Below are 14,549 nucleotides of genomic sequence, written 5' to 3'. Positions count from 1 at the left end.
GGACCTAGGGCGATGACGTGCGTGCTCGACCTGCCGTTCACGGGCCGGTGGCTGGTGCAGAACAGTCCGGCCCGCCGCGTCCCGAGCCACGGCACCGACCGCTTCGGCTCCCGGTACGCGATCGACTTCGTCGGCGTCGACCACGGCCGGCGCACGGCTCCTGTCCGAGACTGGCGCACCTTTCTCGCGACCGAGCCGCCCGAGCGCTTCTTCGCCTACGGGCGCCCGATCCTCGCGCCGTGCGCGGGCAGGGTCGTCGCGGTGCACGACGGGGAGGTCGACCACGAGGCGAGGCGTTCGCAGCTCGCTCTCGTCCCGTACGCCCTCGGCCAGGCGTCGCGCGCACGCGACGGCATCTCCGCGCTCGCGGGGAACCACGTCACGATCGCGTACGGCGACGCGTTCGTGACCGTCGCCCACCTGCGGCGGGGGTCTCTGCAGGTTGCGGTCGGCGACACGGTCGCGTCGGGGCAACAGGTCGCCGACTGCGGAAACTCCGGCAACTCGACGCAGCCGCACGTCCATGTGCACGTGACCGACAGCATGGACTACGCGGTCGCGCGAGGCGTGCCGGTGGTCTTCCGCCGCTATCGGGAGGATCCTCGGCGCGGGGCTCGCGCGATCGTCGACGAGGGCATCCCGGCCGAGGGTGCGGTCGTCGAGCCGCTGGGCGGCCAGGTGTGACACCACAGGGCGGGGTCTCGTGACCCCGCCCCGTGGCATCCGGTGCTCTGACCTCAGCTGCTGAGGCGCCTTCGCAGACCGAGGAGCAGTCCACCGCTCAGCACGAGCATCAGTCCGAGGACGGCGGGAGCGAGCGGTGCGCCGCCTGTGTTCGGCAGCGGCGGCCTCGCGCTCGGCGGCGTCGAGCCCGGCGGGGTGTAGCCGACCGGCGTGTCCGGCTCATCCGGCGTACCCGGTGTGTCCGGGTTGTCCGGGTTGCCCGGCACGCGCTTCGGCGGGTTGGCGCAGGACGACGTCTCCGACGGGTACGCGACGGTGGTCGAGTAGGTCGGGTTCACGTCGAACCGGACCGTGATCCCCTGGCGGGTCCACGCGAAGTTGCCGTCGGTCTCGACGTACGTGCCGTCGGGCAGCAGCTCCCAACCCGGCCACATCAGCGGCTCGGTCGCGGACGCTCCCGGCCACAGGAGCTGACCGCTCAGCGGCAGTCCCGACACCACGTAGTCCTCACCGTCAGGGTTGACGAACGTGATGGTCACCGGGTTCGCACCGGGGTCCTGGAAGCCCGGCGGGAGCGTCACTCCGTACGACAGGTACGGGACGGCGCTGACGCACTGCGACTCGATGTCGCCCGGCAGCAGGTCGCAGTCGCCCGCGTCCTCGGTCTCCGTCCACGTCATCACTGAACCCGGCGGGAGCGTGTAGCCCTCGTCGACGATGAGCGTGACCGTCTGCGATCCACCCGGGACCGCGGTGACCTCGTACCGGTAGTGCTCACCGTTCGGCGGCACCGCCCAGCTCCCGACGGTCTCGCAGCTGTCGGTCCACACCGGCGGCGGTGCGTCGATCACGCACGCCTCGTTGGAGTCGGTCTCCGTCCACTCCGTCACCGTGCCCTCGGGGAACTCGTAGCCCTCGTTGGGCGTCGCCGTGACGGTGATCGAGCCGTCCTCGTTGACCGTCTCGGTGTACGTGTACGCCTCGGTGTCGGTGTACTCCCAGGTGCCGTTGCCGGGGCCGCACTCGTCGACCCAGGTCGGCGCCGGCGGCGACGCATCACCGACGCAGTCCGGCACGGGGATGGTGATCGTCAGCTCGGCGTGCCCGTAGCCGCCCTTCACGACCCAACCGGCCGGCAGGTTGTCGAACACCGGTCTCGGGTTGACGTTGGCCAGGACCGCTCGAACGAGGTAGGTCTTCCCGGCCTCGACGGTCGTGACGGGCAGGCTGGTGGCGGCGTCGAACAACGAGTACGTCACGAGGCCGGTGTTGGGAGGAAGGGTGATGGACGGCAAGGTGTACTGCCCTGGTCCCGTGCAGACCGCCTGCGCGACAGTCGGGCTGACCGGGGTGACCTTCGGGTTGCAGTAGGTCCCCTGCAGCGTGACGTACCGCCACGGCGCCGGATCGAGCGCCGCGTCCTGCCCGGGAGCAGACAGCCCCTTCGCCTTCAGCTCTTCGAGCAGGTCCTCGTCGGCCTGGTTCTCGATGTTGTAGCTGTCGACCTGGTACGAGGTCGGCGTGCAGGTGACGGGCGGCTGCGACGTGCCGGCGTAGACCTGCGGCGGGTCCCACACGGCGGTGTCGCTGACGCGCGCCATCTTCCACCAGACCTCGACCTCGTACGGCTCGAAGTCGGCAGCGGCGGTCACCTCGGCCTTGCTCTTCTGGCTCCTGGGCTTGCTCTCGTCCTTCGTCGCTGGCTCGGGCGCGGAGGACTTCTCGGGCTCAGCCGCCTGATCGTTCTTCGCGGGCTTCTCGTCCGACTTCTCGCTGGTCGGGTCCTTCTTCGGCGGATCCTCGCTCGAGTCCTTCGCCTCGTCCTTCGCCGGCTCGGCGGGCGGATCCTCGGCGGTGGTGGCGTCTTCCGTCTCTTCCGGCTCGTCGGCGGCCGCCTCCGTCTCCTCGGCCTTCGGGGCGTCGGACTGTGCCGCCTGCTCAGACGCAGCCTCCGCGCCGGTTGCGTCGTTCGCGACGGCGGCCACGTTCACCTGCATGCCGACCGACAGCAGTGCTGCCACGACAAGGACAAGAACCTTCTTCATCCGACGCTCCCCCGGTTACTCGCACGTTGGCAGGGAGCGTACGCAGCCTAGGGGTCGCTTCGTGGCGAATTGTCCAACATCGGGCAGCCTGCCCAATCCCGCGGTCGACGTCATCAGCCGTGAAGACGTCGACGACGCGCCTCTTCGAACTCAGTGGGGTCAGCCATCCAGAGCGCGAGTCCGTCCAAGGCGTCGAAGCCGCCAGCGACGAAGCCGCGCACCATGGCGCGATAGTGGGCGAGGTCGTCGATGAGGGCGTACTCGACTCGGTACTTCGTTCCCGTGTCGCCACCCTCATCTGAAACAGACGCGATCCGGGCGAGGGACGACGCGTAGAAAAGCAGCTGGATCCCTTCGCCCAGCGCCTCGTCCTCGAGAGTGAACACCTCGTTCCGGGAGCCGATCCGTTCAGCCACGAAGTCCCAGAACGCCTCGACAGCATGTCGTTCGTCACCCGGATCCCACTTCTCCTCGACCTCCTTGTCGTCGGTGAAGGTGAGCGTGCGCTCGCGCCGCTGCGTCATCGGCTCGTGCTCTGCTGCGTCGACGTCGAACGGTTGCGTTCGCGCGCGATGAGCGGCCTCGGAGCACATCAAGAAGCTCACGGTCCTCACCGCATCGGCGGCGAGATCCGGGTATGCACCGCGTACTGCCGCCTCAACTGCGGCCTTCATTCGTTTCCAGTCCTGCTTGTCCGTGCCGGTCCTTCCGCGGCGGGCATCGCGCTCGATCCTCAAGCCCGCACTCGCACGCTCCGCGGTATCGATCACCTGAACCACCTCAGGCAACAGTTCGGGGTCGACGGCCTCCGGGTCGCGATGCGGAATCGTCGAGCCGTGAACGTACTGCCCGGTGAACCTGAGGATCGCGGCGTCAAGCGGGGAGAGCGTCGTACCGCGCTGTGCACGGCGCCGATCCACGTCGTACTCCTGTGCCCGCTGCCAGTCCGGCCGCTCCGTCGCCGCTGTCATTGCCTCGACGACGCGACCGCTCTCGAGCAGCTCGACGTCGGCACCATAGGCGACGAGCTGAGCCCGCTCCAATCTCGTGTGCTGGAGGAACGCATCGACCTCGTCAGGACGCCCGAGCAGGATCGGGTCCAGCAGCGCGACGGCCGCGCCGTCGTCAAGCGCTTCGTCGATACCGGCCGCGAACGACAGCGGCGTCAGCGCGCTCCACACGATCAGGTGCCGTGCCAGGTCCGCACGGAGCACGGCAAGGTGCTTCTCCTCGATCGGAAGGCTGAACGTCCGTGGGTCGTGCAGAGCATCCGCTCCTCCGGCGAACTCGAGCCGCAGTCCCTCACCCTCGCGAACCACCTTCGGCAACCAGCCGTTCTCACGGTCGAACACGATCGCACTACTGATTGAGTCTCCTCTTCGATGCACCACGCCAGCCGGTCGCGCCCCGCTGGTGGACGCGGCAGGATTGAGGCATGGACGTGGATGCCGCCTGGGACATCATCGAGGACGTGCTGCGAGCCCGGCTACCGGAGGTCGCTGCAACGCTGAGGGGCCCTGTCTCCGATACCGACCTCGATCGCCTCACTCGCACGGTCGGCAAGGAGCTGCCCACCGACTTCATTCAGAGCCTGCGGCGGCACGACGGACAAGACAACCCCACGAAGCTGCTGGACCTGTTCAACCACCACACGCTCCTCAGCGCCGAGGCGATGGTCGAGACCTCGGACATGCTCGCCGATGCTCTGGGGGACGACTCCGGCGATGTCTACGACTGGATGACGCCGGACAAGGTCAGAACCGTTCCGAACATCCGAGGATGGCTCCCTTTCACGGCCGCGGAGGGCGACAGCTTTGCCCTCGACCTCGACCCGTTGCCCCCCGGGGACCCGGGCCAGGTCATCTCGCTGCCGATCGACGGCCCGACGCCCGCTCCCGAGCACCGGTCGTTTCGTGACTGGCTCGCCGCGCTCGCGCAGAGGCTCGACGCCGGGGCGTTCCGCATCGATGACACGCTCGGGCTCTGGCTCGAGTCCTGACCCAAGAGAGACCGGCGAGGCCGGTCAGTTCTTCCGTACGGCCTTGCGCGCCTTGCGGGTGCGTGCCTTCAGGTCAGCGACGGCCCGATGGACTCGGAACGAGGTGGTGAGCCGGCCGGCTCGCGCCTCCTCACGGGCGTGCAGCCTGCCGTAGGTGAACGTCGGTTCGCCGGCGGCCGTCGCCGCCTTCGCCACCGCGAGCAGCTCGGCGCGGCTGACCGTGGTGTCCTGCAGCTCGCCGAGGTGAGAGGTGACCCGGTGCGCGTCGCGGTCCAAGCGTCGCGCCTTCTTGCCGGCCACGGGCTCGACCGCCTCTGCGGCGTACCGCAACCGCTTCGCGGCCTTGCGCGCCTCGTGGAGCGCATGCTCGGGCTGGTCGGCGGCTCCCGCGGCCTCGGCCCGTCTGCGGAAGCGCTTCAGCTCCTTGCCGAGCACCTTCGGCGCGAGGTCGCGATCCGGCGCGTCGGCGCGCTCGGTCCACGGCGGGTCGGCTGCGAGCTGGTCCAACCGGTGGCGAAGGGCGAAGTAGCGCTGGGAGTCGAGAGCGGCGAGCACCTCGCCTCTGCCGCGTCCTTCGAAGGTCGTACGAAGCCGGCGGAGCACCGGCCCGTGGACCTGGCTGCGAGCCTCGTCGGCCAGGAGGTTCCGCAACCGCTCGTGGATGACCGTGGCGTCGCGGGACTGCCCGAGCACGCCCGCGAGCCAACGCAGCTCCTCTCGCACCGGTTCTGTCTGGTCGCGGTCGAGGGTGGGCCGGAACGTGGCGAGCAGCGCGCGCAGTCGCCGGCAGGCGACCCGCATCTTGTGCACGCCTTCTTCGGTCCCCCGACGCGCGTCGACGTCGCGGCGGGCCAGCACCCCGACCTGCTCGACCAGGCGCGCGTGGACCAGGCGGGAGACCGGTTTGCCGGCCGCCGGCGACCGTAGCCGGGGTGCGGGCGGGATCCGGTCACCGAGCGTCCGTGCGACCTTCCTGCTCTGCTGCGCGCGCCCGACCCCCGCGGTCGCGAGCACCCGGTCAGCCGAGTCGAAGAGGTCGGTCGCTCCGTCCACGAGCTCGAGCTCCCACTCGCGCCAGGCGACGGTCGCGCCGTCGGGCGTCGACGCAGTGACACGGTCGTCGGTGAGCTCCGCGAGCACAGCACCGCCCGCGCCGAGCAGCTGCGTCGGTGACCGGTCGGTGAGCACGGTCGCGACCTGGACCAACGACTCTCCACGCACCCAGCCGGCGACGAGATCCCGCAGCGGCTTCGGAGGCGTGGTGGTCGCCCTGCCGAGCGGGCGACGGAGCTCGTCGCGCCCGCCCTTGGTCGGAACCTTCAGGTGCCATCCTTCGTCAGCGCCACCCGTGCGGCGACGCAAGCTGACCCCCGCGCGCAGCAGTCTGAAGTCTTGCCGAACATGCCGGTCGAGTAGCCGTTCATGCGCAGCGTCTGTGCCAGCGTCGCGCAGTCGTCCGGCCGGACGCCGGTGTAGCCCGGGATCGACGTCGCGACCTCGGCCACCAGACTCCACCGTGGGAGACCAGCCCGTCCGGTCCCTTCGAAGCCTTCACCGGTCGGCCATTCTGGCACGACCGTGTCCTCGGCGGGTGCGTAGGTCACCTCGACCTCGTGGTGGCTCTTCATCCGTCCTGCCTACCGGACGGAGGTGAACAGCACCGATCGTGCCGTGCGTGCCGTCAGGACCTGGCCGGGCCGAGCCGGGAGGCGGCGCTGTCGTCTGTCTGGCAGGCTGGCCGAGAACGCGCCGACCGGGCGGGTGATCCGCTGGCCGCGGCCGTCGAACTCAGTGGCACAGAAAGGTGGAACGTGGCTCGCGAGGTCGTCCCCGAGGTGGACCGTCGTCGACTCCCGATCGGCAAGCCGCGCGTGGTCGCGGACACGCCGCTGGACGCCCGGGACGCGGTGAAGCCCGAGCCCGCTGCGCCGTCGCACTGGGGCGGGACCCGGACCGGCATGATCGCGCGCCTTCCGAGCCAGATCCCCGGCGGCGAGGTGCGCTCGCAGTTCACCCACGTGATCGACGTCGTGCCGACCATCCTGGAGTACGCCGGCATCCCGGAGCCGGACCAGGTCAACGGCATCCCCCAGCGGCCGCTCGAAGGCATCAGCTTCAAGTACGCCATCGACGACGCAGCAGCGGAGGAGCGTCACGACACCCAGTACTTCGAGATCGGCGGGAACCGCGGCATCTACCACCGCGGCTGGACGGCCGTGACGCAGCACTGGCTGCCCTGGCCGGACCCCGATGACCACATCCCAGCCCTGAGGGACGACACCTGGGAGCTCTACGGCCCGGACGACTGGACCCAGGCGCACGACCTCGCGTCCGAGCAGCCGGACAAGCTGCGCGAGCTCCAGGAGCGGTTCCTGATCGAAGGCGCCAGTACAACGTGCTCCCCATCGACGATCGACAGCGCGAACGCTTCGACCCGGTGGTCGCCGGAAGACCCGACCTGATGCAGGGCCGGACCACGATGACGTTGCGGCCCGGGATGACCAGGCTGAACGAGAACACCGTCCTCAACGTCAAGAACACCTCGTTCAGCGTGACCGCGACTCTCACCCTGCCCGACGGCCCGCCTGGCCAGGGCGCGATCGTTGCCCAGGGCGGCAGCTTCGGCGGCTGGGCGCTCTACCTCCGTGACGGCGTGCCGACATATGCGCACAACTTCGTCGGGATGGAGACGTACACCGTGCGTGCGGACGAGTCGGTCGGTCCGGGCGACCACGTGATCGGGATGCGCTTCGACTACGACGGCGGCGGCGCCGGCAGGGGTGGCGCCGTCTCCTTCACCTGCGACGGCGAACCGATCGGCACCGGCCGCGTCGGCAAGACCGTGCCGGGCCTCTTCTCCTTCGACGAGGGTCTCGACATCGGCCTCGACAGCCTCGACCCCGTCGTCGACGACTACACCACCCCGAAGGGCGCCTTCACCGGCACCATCGACAACGTCGTCCTCGACATCGACCCCGACGCCGACCACGACGAGGACCTCGTCATCCGCGCCAGGTACCGCAAGCAGTAGCGTCGACGCGTTGCTTCTCCGCCGCCGCTCAGCGGGTCCGGTAGCGCGCGTAGACCACCCCGCTGTCGAACGCGCGTTCCTCGACCAGCTCGAGATCGAGGCGGACGCCGTCGGGGAAGAACCGCTTGCCGCCGCCGACCACGGTCGAGGTGATGAGCAGGTGGTACTCGTCGACCAGGCCGGCAGCGATCGCCTGGGCGGCGAGTGTCGGGCCGTCGATGCTGAGGTCGTGATCGCTGTCTGCCTTGAGCCTGCGCACCGCGTCCGCGTCGAAGGTCCGCTCGATCCGGGTTCTGGCGCTGGACACCGACTCCAGCGTCTTGGAGTACACGACCTTCTCCGCGGCCTGCCAGTCGTCGGCGTACTGCAGGATGTGCGGCGGCGCGTCGGGCAGGGTGTGCGCGGTCTCCCAGAAGACCATCGTCTCGTACATCCTCCGGCCGTACAGGAACGTGCGCACCGGCCGGAAGGTGTCGCCGATGAAGGTGTGCACCTCAGGATCGTCGGCCGCCCCGGTGCCGAGGTCACCCTCCGCCGCCTCGGCGTAGCCGTCGAGCGAGGTGATCATCGAGTAGATGAGCTTGGCCATGGTGTCCTCCGTCAGTCAGGCAGTGGGTCCTGCCTGATGTGACGCCTCCAGGACCCGGAACTCATCAGAAAACGGCGCAGCTCGCGGGTGACGTCGTCCGGGGCCTCCACCGAGCTCGCGTGTCCCGGCCCGGTGAGGACGACGAGCTCGGACCCTGGCACCGCGCGGTGCATGGCGTCACCGATCGACGTCGGAGCGCGTACGTCGTGCTCGGCGCAGAGCAGGAGCATCGGTACGTCGACCTCCGCCAGCACATGGCGCTGGTCCGCGTAGCTGGCGCGAGCCATCGCCCGGAAGCCGGTCGGACGGAACGCACGGACGCTGTCGAGGAATGGAGCCACGAGCGTGCCTTCGGCCGACGGCGAGAACATCGACGGCGCCATCGCGGCCACGAACTCGTCGGGAGCCAGCCGGGACGCCTGCAGCGACCGTGACAACCTCTGATCTGCTTCGTCCCGTCCGAGCGAGCCGAGCCAGCCGGCGTACCCGCTCACGAGCGTGAGCGACGACGCGAGACCGCGGTGCCGGTGGAACGTCGCGAGCGCCAGAGCCGCACCGAACGACAGCCCGACGAGGTGAGCTCGCTCGATCTGCAGAGCCCGGAGGAACCCGGCCAAGCAGTCGGCGTAGGCGTCCATCCCGAATTCCTCCGGGGGGTCGGACGAGCCGCCCATCCCGGGGGCGTCCCAGGCGATCACGGTGAACTCGTCGGCGAGCGCCTCGATCTGACTGCCCCACGTCGACCGCGCGTCGCCGACGAAGCCGTGCGCCAGCAGGACGACCGGCCCGCTCCCGGCGTGCTCGAACCCGATGCTCAGTCCGCCCACCTCGACGTACTGGGTCACGGTCGATCACGCAGCGGTCGGTAGTTCGCGTGCTGGATGCGGGCACCGAAGCGTTTGAGCAGGAGGTTGCGGAGGGCGGGAGGAAGCCCTCGGGCGCGGTCGCGCCGATGGGTCTGCTCGCGAACCCAGTCGGTGCGCGGGCGACGACGTTCCTCGAAGGTGGCCAGCGCCTGGGTGAGCGTCCAGGCCGACACGAGGGTCTCGGCCAGGACGATGGCGTCCTCGACCGCCAAGCCGGCGCCCTGGGCCATGTTCGGCGAGGTCGCATGAGCGGCGTCACCGATCAGCAGCACCGTGTCCCGCGCCCACGAGTCGAGCACGACCTCCTCGACCTCGCCCTCCTGGACGGCGGTCTCCGTGTCGAGCGAGTCGAGCAGAGCCGGCACGGGGTCGGCGTAGCCGGCCAGCAGGTCGCGCAGGGACCGGGGACCATCGAGCGGAGCGTCGACGTAGCAGTAGACCTGGTGCTCGCCGATCGGGATCGTGAGGAACGCCGATCCGGGTCCGAGACGCACCGACCACGTCGCCGGATCGAGGTCGCTCTTGACGACGAAGCGTCGCGCGTACTGACCGACCTTCCGCACCGCGCCGCGTCGGAAGACCAGCTGCCGAACCGTGGAGTGGACTCCGTCCGCGCCGAGCACGAGGTCGTACAGGGTCGGGGTCCCAGCCACGGTGACGGTGACGCCGGCGTCGCCGAATGCGACCGCCTCGAGACTCTTCCCCCACCGCACCGGGACCTCACCGACACCGGCGAGGAGCACTTGGTGGAGGTCGACCCTGGGGAGCGCCAGGCTCGGCGCGACGCCCTGCCAGAGCTCGTCGGTCTCGACCTCGAACAACGTGCGGCCCCGGTGGTCGAGGGTGCGTTGCCGATGGATGCCGACCGCTCGTCGGGCCACCTCGTCCCCGAGCCCGAGGTCGCCCAGGGCACGCACCGAGCTCCCGGGGAGAAAGATCCCGGTGCCTTCGAGCGGGGGTGTCGGCTGTCGGTCGACGACCTCGACCGAGGCGCCCCACTCGTGCAGGGTGCGAGCGGCCGCGAGCCCGGCGATGCCGGCACCGACCACGAGCACGCGTACGCCGTCACCGCGCATGGGTCGCTCCTCTCCTCGAGTGATCTCAAACCCAGCCTCATCCGGTGACCGGCCCCGCCGCATGTGCAGAACTACCCATCCTCTGGCGCGCATGCGCCCGCCGCGGCACCCTGAAGAGGTGTTCCGGCTGCTGGGTCTGCTGGCCGGGCTCGCCGGCGCCACCGATCTCGGGACCGGAGGACAGCCCGACGAGTCCCTCCGCCGCTGCGTCGTGGCGGCTCGACTCGCCCGGGCCGTCCAGGCCGACCCGTCGGTGGTCCGGGACGTCCTCGTGGTCTCCCTGCTCGAGCACGTCGGCTGCACGGCGTACGCTCACGAGTCCGCCGCGATGTGGGGCGACGACATCGCCACGACGCACGCTGCGCTGATGAGCGATGCCGGCTCCGCGACCGATGCCTTCCGGACGTTCCTCCCGACGGTCGCCTCAGGCACGGGGCGCTCGCTGCCCCGGGTCGCACTGACGATGGCGAGATCGATGCGCGTCATGCTGCGCGACGCGCCGGTGGCGACGTGCGAGGTGGCGCAGGAGGCCGGTCGGCGGCTCGGGTTGGACAAGGTCGCGCAGGACTCGCTCGGCCACATGACCGCGAGGTGGAACGGCAGGGGGTTCCCACCCACGGGCGGGGAACAGATCCCCTTCCCGGCGCGGGTCATGCACGTCGCCGGGACCGCGGTCCTGTTCCGGGCGGTGGGCGGTGACGAGGCCGCCGTCGAGCAGGTACGCCGACGCGCCGGCGGCGAGCTGGACCCCGATCTGGCAGCCGTGTTCGTCGCCAGGTCGGGCGAGCTGCTGGCCGGCCTGGACACGGACGACCCGCTCCGGGCAACGCTCGACGCCGAACCCGATCCGGTCGTGTGGGTGGACGACGACCGCCTGCTCGACGTCGCTCGGGTGTTCGGGGACCTCGTGGACCTCAAGAGCCCGTGGCTGCACGGCCACGCCTCGGCCGTCGGTGACCTTGCAGGCACGGCGGCAGAGGGGCTCGGTCTCGCCGAAGCGGAGGAGGTCCGCGTAGCCGGGCACCTGCACGACGTCGGCAGGGTCGGGATCAATAGCCGGATCTGGGACCTCGCACGCCCGTGGACCGCTGCCGAGCAGGACCAGGCACACCTGCACGCGTACCACACCGAGCGGGTGCTGGCCCGTACACCCGAGCTGGCCCACGTCGCGGGGACGGCTGCTGCGCACCACGAGCGGTGTGACGGCAGCGGGTACCACCGAGGCCTTCGCGGAGACATGCTCACCATGGGCGCGCGTGTGGTGGCAGCGGCAGACGCCTACCGCACGCTGATCGAGGACCGACCGCATCGCGCGGGGCTGCCCGTCGCGCGGGCGCGGCAGCGGCTCGAGGCCGACGCACGCGCCGGCGTCCTGGATGCTGACGCCGTGGCCGCGGTGCTCGCAGCCGCGGACGGGTCGACCCGGCGCCGCCCCAGTGGCGCCGTCGGACTGACCGCGCGACAGCTCGAGGTCCTGCGGCTCGTCGCGCACGGCATGTCGAACCGCGAGATCGCGCGTCGCCTCGGCGTGTCGCCGCGGACGGTCGACAGGCACGTCAGCGACGTCTACGAGCGGATCGGGGTGCGGAGCCGCGCCGCGGCCGCGATGTTCACCATCGAGCACGGGCTGGCGGGCCCGGGAACAGGATCTGAATAGCTGCTCAAGCAGCTGAGCAGGGGCATCCGGGTCACGAACCGCGGACTCACCTGGATCTCTGGGGTCGCGACGACCAGATCCTGCCCTCGTGTCCCTCTAGACGCGACCAGCCCTAGCAGCGACACGGGGATGTCGATGGTGTCGAGAAGATGCTCGTACTCAGCGGTGTCGGCTTGGCTCAGCCGCCGGTACTGGCGATAGACCGCTGCTTGCCCGGCGGATCCGAGCCAGGGGGCCAGATAAGTCTCCAACACCCCTGGCCGGTAGCCCTGCTTGGTTCCGTTCCGCAGATATGCGGAGACGAGCGCCTCGTGAGCGTATGCGGGCAGCTGCTCGAACACCGCGTGGTGCTTCCGGATCAGCGCGAACAAGCCTCGTTCCCAGTCGCCGCCGGTGACGGCGTCGAAGAGGGTGAGATCGGAGTACGCAGCACCCTCGAGCAGCAGGGCTCGCAGCGCGATGGCGCCCCCGATGTCGCACGCGACGACGCTAGGTCGATCCAGCTCCCAGCGATGGAGCAGCTCGGCGAAGTTGCGGCCCTGCGCTGCGAGCGAGAGATCTTGGCCCTCGCGCATCTCGGACTGCCCGTACCCGAGGTGGTCGAACACGATGACTCGGCGACCGCGGCGGCCCAGCGCGACCGCGAGATTCTTCCGTCCGGGTCAGCCACCGTGGTCTCGCGATGGATCCGTTCCTCAGACCAGGTCCGCAAAGCTGTCCTCCCCGGGTCGCCAGACCATCCACGCCTCGTCGGCAAACCCGGTGAGGGAGGCGATCTCTGCGTAGACCTCCTCAACGGTCGGGTGGAGCACGATCTCACCGGTGTCGAGGGCGATGCGTATTCCCGCGCCTGTCTGCTCGGACGTCGACATCACTGTTCCGGGCACCAGTTTGCGCAAGGCATCCGCGTACCCAAGATCGACCTCATTCCACACCCTGCCGTCATAGTCGACCGCCGGCCAGACGTAGCAGTTCAGTGTCGCGGGGCCCGAAGCTTCGCGATCACCGTCGAATCTCAGCTGTACGTAGTCGTTGAGAACGAACTCGACCGAGTACATCCGGTCGCCGACGAGCCGCGACAGCAACTCGTTCGGCACATATGTCATCTCGTCCATGGCGCCCCACCGTAGCCACCGTAGGAGTGCGCGTGAGGGAGCGCTGCGCGACCTCGGCTGGCACGTGGTGCGGGTGAGGTGGGCGGACCTCGCTCCGGCGAATCGCGAGCAGACCGCCGCATACCTGCGCCGCGAGCTCGAACGGGCGGCGAAGATGCGGGCGCGACAACGGTGAGCGCGCTCCGCAGGTGGTGAGCCCGCTCCACAACACGCGCTCACCACCGGCGTACGGGGGCTCACCGTGGAGGGTCTTCAGCGATTCCTGGGCTCGAGCACGCAGTCGCCGCAGAACCCACCGCCCGGCGCGCGGCAATAGAGACAGCACGACCGCCGTACGGACCGGCCTCGTACGACGCCACCGGTGCCGTCGAACGGCGTACGGACAGACGGCCACGGAGCGAGTGCTACACGTTGAAGCGGAACTCCACCACGTCGCCGTCGGCCATCACGTAGTCCTTGCCCTCCATACGGACCTTGCCGGCCGACTTGGCCGCGTTCATGGAACCCGCCGCCACGAGGTCGTCGAAGGACACGATCTCGGCCTTGATGAAGCCGCGCTGGAAGTCCGTGTGGATGACGCCGGCCGCCTCGGGTGCTGTGGCGCCCTTCTTGATGGTCCAGGCCCGGGACTCCTTGGGACCGGCGGTGAGGTACGTCTGGAGGCCGAGGGTCTCGAACCCGACCCGCGCCAGCAGGTCGAGGCCGGGCTCCTCGATGCCCATCTCGGCGAGCATCTCGCGGGCCTCCTCGTCATCGTCGAGCTCGACCAGCTCCGCCTCGAACTTCGCGTCGAGGAAGACGGCCTCCGCCGGGGCGACGATCTCGCGCATGCGGGCCTTGAGCTCCTCGTCGGCGAGCTCGTCGGAGTCGCAGTTGAAGACGAACAGCTGCGGCTTGGCGGACAGCAGGTGGAGGTCACGGAGCGGCTCGCGATCGAGCCCGGCGGAGAAGACGCTGGTGCCGGCCTCGAGGTGGGTGCGCGCCTCCTTGACGGCCTCGACGACCGGCACGAGCTCCTTGTCCTTCTTGGCGTCCTTCTCCAGACGCGGCAACGCGTTCTCGATGGTCTGGAGGTCGGCGAGGATCAGCTCGGTCCGGATGGTCTCGATGTCGTCGCTGGGCGACACCTTGCCGTCGACGTGGGTGACGTCGGGATCACGGAACACACGCGTGACCTGGCAGATCGCATCGGACTCACGGATGTGGCTCAGGAACTTGTTGCCGAGCCCCTCCCCCTCCGACGCGCCCCGCACGATGCCGGCGATGTCCACGAACTGCACGGTCGCCGGGAGGATCCGGTCGGAACCGAAGATCTTGGCGAGCTCGTCGAGGCGTGGATCGGGGACTCCGACCACGCCGACGTTGGGCTCGATCGTCGCGAACGGGTAGTTCGCTGCGAGGACGTCGTTCTTGGTGAGGGCGTTGAAGAGGGTCGACTTGCCCGCGTTGGGGAGTCCGACGATGCCGATGCTGAGTGCCACGAGGAA

General features: G+C 69.8%; 15 protein-coding genes and 1 pseudogene. 5 read left to right on the top strand and 11 right to left on the bottom strand.

The genetic code is table 11. From position 1 onward, the window contains the following. The first annotated feature begins 12 nt into the window (after nt 1–12). Entirely contained in the window at nt 13–684 is a 672-nt protein-coding gene (locus AB3M34_RS05970) for a M23 family metallopeptidase (RefSeq protein ID WP_370618170.1), read from the top strand. A gap of 53 nt (nt 685–737) precedes the next feature. Here AB3M34_RS05970 and AB3M34_RS05965 read toward each other — a convergent pair whose 3' ends face one another. Then, the gene (locus AB3M34_RS05965) at nt 738–2,729 is read right to left on the bottom strand and encodes a hypothetical protein (RefSeq protein WP_370618169.1); all 1,992 of its coding nucleotides are present in this window, start codon (nt 2,727–2,729) and stop codon (nt 738–740) included. A gap of 113 nt (nt 2,730–2,842) precedes the next feature. Next, nucleotides 2,843–4,081 (bottom strand): DUF6357 family protein, encoded by a 1,239-nt coding sequence (locus AB3M34_RS05960; RefSeq protein ID WP_370618168.1) that lies wholly within the window; start codon nt 4,079–4,081, stop codon nt 2,843–2,845. Nucleotides 4,082–4,164: 83 nt separating this feature from the next. On the opposite strand from AB3M34_RS05960, the gene AB3M34_RS05955 reads away from it, so the two are divergent. Then, nucleotides 4,165–4,728 (top strand): SMI1/KNR4 family protein, encoded by a 564-nt coding sequence (locus AB3M34_RS05955; protein WP_370618167.1) that lies wholly within the window; start codon nt 4,165–4,167, stop codon nt 4,726–4,728. 24 nt (nt 4,729–4,752) lie between these two features. Here the strand turns inward: AB3M34_RS05955 and AB3M34_RS05950 are convergent, their stop codons facing one another. Then, on the bottom strand, nt 4,753–6,090 hold the full coding sequence (locus tag AB3M34_RS05950) for a CHAD domain-containing protein (RefSeq protein WP_370618166.1): 1,338 nt from the start codon (nt 6,088–6,090) through the stop codon (nt 4,753–4,755). Beyond that, nucleotides 6,048–6,356 (bottom strand): hypothetical protein, encoded by a 309-nt coding sequence (locus AB3M34_RS05945; protein ID WP_370618165.1) that lies wholly within the window; start codon nt 6,354–6,356, stop codon nt 6,048–6,050. The genes AB3M34_RS05950 and AB3M34_RS05945 overlap by 43 nt, the downstream gene beginning before the upstream one ends. Before the next feature lie 183 nt (nt 6,357–6,539). On the opposite strand from AB3M34_RS05945, the gene AB3M34_RS05940 reads away from it, so the two are divergent. Both AB3M34_RS05940 and AB3M34_RS05935 read left to right on the top strand, forming a co-directional pair. Then, nucleotides 6,540–7,190: a hypothetical protein gene (locus AB3M34_RS05940; RefSeq protein ID WP_370618164.1), complete on the top strand. Its 651-nt coding sequence runs from the start codon at nt 6,540–6,542 to the stop codon at nt 7,188–7,190. A 35-nt stretch (nt 7,191–7,225) separates the two neighbouring features. Continuing rightward, nucleotides 7,226–7,759, top strand: a complete 534-nt coding sequence (locus tag AB3M34_RS05935; protein ID WP_370618163.1) for a hypothetical protein — start codon at nt 7,226–7,228, stop codon at nt 7,757–7,759. A 28-nt stretch (nt 7,760–7,787) separates the two neighbouring features. Here AB3M34_RS05935 and AB3M34_RS05930 read toward each other — a convergent pair whose 3' ends face one another. Genes AB3M34_RS05930 through AB3M34_RS05920 form a run of 3 tightly spaced genes read right to left on the bottom strand, consistent with a single transcriptional unit; the run spans nt 7,788 to nt 10,290 of the window. Further along, entirely contained in the window at nt 7,788–8,348 is a 561-nt protein-coding gene (locus tag AB3M34_RS05930) for a dihydrofolate reductase family protein (RefSeq protein ID WP_370618162.1), read from the bottom strand. A gap of 11 nt (nt 8,349–8,359) precedes the next feature. Continuing rightward, nucleotides 8,360–9,193: an alpha/beta fold hydrolase gene (locus tag AB3M34_RS05925; RefSeq protein WP_370618161.1), complete on the bottom strand. Its 834-nt coding sequence runs from the start codon at nt 9,191–9,193 to the stop codon at nt 8,360–8,362. Further along, nucleotides 9,190–10,290 (bottom strand): FAD-dependent oxidoreductase, encoded by a 1,101-nt coding sequence (locus AB3M34_RS05920; protein ID WP_370618160.1) that lies wholly within the window; start codon nt 10,288–10,290, stop codon nt 9,190–9,192. Before AB3M34_RS05920 ends, AB3M34_RS05925 begins: the two co-directional genes overlap by 4 nt. Before the next feature lie 118 nt (nt 10,291–10,408). Between AB3M34_RS05920 and AB3M34_RS05915 the strand changes: the two genes are divergently transcribed. Next, nucleotides 10,409–11,947, top strand: coding sequence for an HD domain-containing phosphohydrolase (locus AB3M34_RS05915; RefSeq protein ID WP_370618159.1), 1,539 nt, complete (start codon nt 10,409–10,411; stop codon nt 11,945–11,947). Here the strand turns inward: AB3M34_RS05915 and AB3M34_RS05910 are convergent. From AB3M34_RS05910 to ychF, 4 genes and pseudogenes are all read right to left on the bottom strand, one after another. Further along, entirely contained in the window at nt 11,857–12,582 is a 726-nt protein-coding gene (locus AB3M34_RS05910; protein ID WP_370619955.1) for an alpha/beta fold hydrolase, read from the bottom strand. The two genes, AB3M34_RS05915 and AB3M34_RS05910, sit on opposite strands and share 91 nt — an antisense overlap. Nucleotides 12,583–12,642: 60 nt before the next feature. After that, nucleotides 12,643–13,062: a hypothetical protein gene (locus tag AB3M34_RS05905; RefSeq protein WP_370618158.1), complete on the bottom strand. Its 420-nt coding sequence runs from the start codon at nt 13,060–13,062 to the stop codon at nt 12,643–12,645. A 252-nt stretch (nt 13,063–13,314) separates the two neighbouring features. Further along, nucleotides 13,315–13,392: pseudogene (locus tag AB3M34_RS05900) on the bottom strand ((2Fe-2S)-binding protein); the annotation flags it as partial. Between the two features lie 74 nt (nt 13,393–13,466). Next, complete coding sequence (ychF, locus tag AB3M34_RS05895; RefSeq protein ID WP_370618157.1) at nt 13,467–14,543, bottom strand: redox-regulated ATPase YchF; 1,077 nt, start codon at nt 14,541–14,543, stop codon at nt 13,467–13,469. Between the last annotated feature and the right edge of the window lie 6 nt (nt 14,544–14,549).

This window comes from Mumia sp. Pv4-285 (assembly GCF_041320275.1).
Classification (GTDB): domain Bacteria; phylum Actinomycetota; class Actinomycetes; order Propionibacteriales; family Nocardioidaceae; genus Mumia; species Mumia qirimensis.
The sequence above is the reverse complement of the archived record's forward strand: the minus strand, read 5'-3'. Positions and strand labels throughout refer to the sequence as shown.

What these genes read in the sequence shown, in the direction of transcription:
- AB3M34_RS05970 (WP_370618170.1), top strand. Translation starts at nt 13, where the DNA reads ATGACGTGCGTGCTCGACCTGCCGTTCACGGGCCGGTGGCTGGTGCAG.
- AB3M34_RS05965 (WP_370618169.1), bottom strand. Translation starts at nt 2,729, where the DNA reads ATGAAGAAGGTTCTTGTCCTTGTCGTGGCAGCACTGCTGTCGGTCGGC.
- AB3M34_RS05955 (WP_370618167.1), top strand. Translation starts at nt 4,165, where the DNA reads ATGGACGTGGATGCCGCCTGGGACATCATCGAGGACGTGCTGCGAGCC.
- AB3M34_RS05945 (WP_370618165.1), bottom strand. Translation starts at nt 6,356, where the DNA reads ATGAAGAGCCACCACGAGGTCGAGGTGACCTACGCACCCGCCGAGGAC.
- AB3M34_RS05935 (WP_370618163.1), top strand. Translation starts at nt 7,226, where the DNA reads ATGACCAGGCTGAACGAGAACACCGTCCTCAACGTCAAGAACACCTCG.
- AB3M34_RS05930 (WP_370618162.1), bottom strand. Translation starts at nt 8,348, where the DNA reads ATGGCCAAGCTCATCTACTCGATGATCACCTCGCTCGACGGCTACGCC.
- AB3M34_RS05920 (WP_370618160.1), bottom strand. Translation starts at nt 10,290, where the DNA reads ATGCGCGGTGACGGCGTACGCGTGCTCGTGGTCGGTGCCGGCATCGCC.
- AB3M34_RS05905 (WP_370618158.1), bottom strand. Translation starts at nt 13,062, where the DNA reads ATGGACGAGATGACATATGTGCCGAACGAGTTGCTGTCGCGGCTCGTC.